The organism is Cupriavidus sp. L7L (assembly GCF_004353535.1).
GTDB lineage: Bacteria > Pseudomonadota > Gammaproteobacteria > Burkholderiales > Burkholderiaceae > Cupriavidus > Cupriavidus oxalaticus_A.
Window position 1 is genome coordinate 1 of the sequence record NZ_SMNY01000153.1, and the last position, 1194, is coordinate 1194.

The window sequence follows — 1194 nt, forward strand, 5'->3', positions numbered from 1 at the left end:
GCTTAGTCGAGGATCTTTGCCACGACGCCGGCGCCGACGGTACGGCCACCTTCGCGGATAGCGAAGCGCAGGCCTTCTTCCATGGCGATCGGGGCGATCAGCTTGACGGTGATCGACACGTTGTCACCCGGCATGACCATTTCCTTGTCCTTCGGCAGCTCGATCGAGCCGGTCACGTCGGTCGTACGGAAGTAGAACTGCGGGCGGTAGTTGTTGAAGAACGGGGTGTGACGGCCGCCTTCGTCCTTCGACAGGATGTACACCTCGCCGGTGAAGTGCGTGTGCGGCTTGATCGAACCCGGCTTGCACAGCACCTGGCCGCGCTCGACGTCTTCACGCTTGGTGCCGCGCAGCAGCAGACCGACGTTGTCGCCAGCCTGGCCCTGGTCCAGCAGCTTGCGGAACATTTCCACGCCGGTGCAGGTGGTCTTCACGGTCGGGCGGATACCGACGATTTCGATTTCTTCGCCGACCTTGATGATGCCGCGCTCGATACGGCCGGTCACCACGGTGCCGCGACCCGAGATCGAGAACACGTCTTCCACCGGCATCAGGAAGGTACCGTCAACGGCACGCTCCGGCGTCGGGATGTAGGTGTCCAGCGCGTCGGCCAGGCGCATGATGGCTTCTTCGCCCAGGTCGCCCTTGTCGCCTTCCAGGGCCAGCTTGGCCGAACCCTTGATGATCGGGGTGTCGTCGCCGGGGAACTCGTACTTGCTCAGCAGCTCGCGAACTTCCATCTCGACCAGCTCGAGCAGTTCAGCGTCGTCCACCATGTCGCACTTGTTCAGGAACACGATGATGTACGGCACGCCAACCTGACGGGCCAGCAGGATGTGCTCGCGCGTCTGCGGCATCGGGCCGTCAGCGGCCGAGCACACCAGGATCGCGCCGTCCATCTGGGCGGCACCCGTGATCATGTTCTTCACGTAGTCGGCGTGGCCCGGGCAGTCAACGTGCGCGTAGTGGCGGTTGGCCGTCTCGTACTCGACGTGGGCGGTATTGATGGTAATACCGCGTGCCTTCTCTTCCGGCGCTGCGTCGATTTCGTCGTACTTCTTGGCGGCACCGCCGAACTTGGCAGCCAGCACCGTGGCGATCGCTGCGGTCAGCGTGGTCTTGCCATGGTCAACGTGACCAATCGTACCAACGTTCACGTGCGGCTTGGTCCGCTCGAACTTTTCCTTTGCCATT

General features: G+C 63.0%; 1 protein-coding gene. It reads right to left on the reverse strand.

The annotated features are described in order from the left end of the window. Nucleotides 1-2: 2 nt before the first annotated feature. A complete protein-coding gene (gene tuf / locus E1J61_RS36710; protein ID WP_133098639.1) occupies nucleotides 3-1193 on the reverse strand; it encodes an elongation factor Tu in 1191 nt (396 codons plus the stop codon). Nucleotide 1194: the final 1 nt, after the last annotated feature.

Coding starts and splice junctions, on each gene's coding strand:
- tuf (WP_133098639.1), bottom strand. CDS start 1,193: ATGGCAAAGGAAAAGTTCGAGCGGACCAAGCCGCACGTGAACGTTGGT.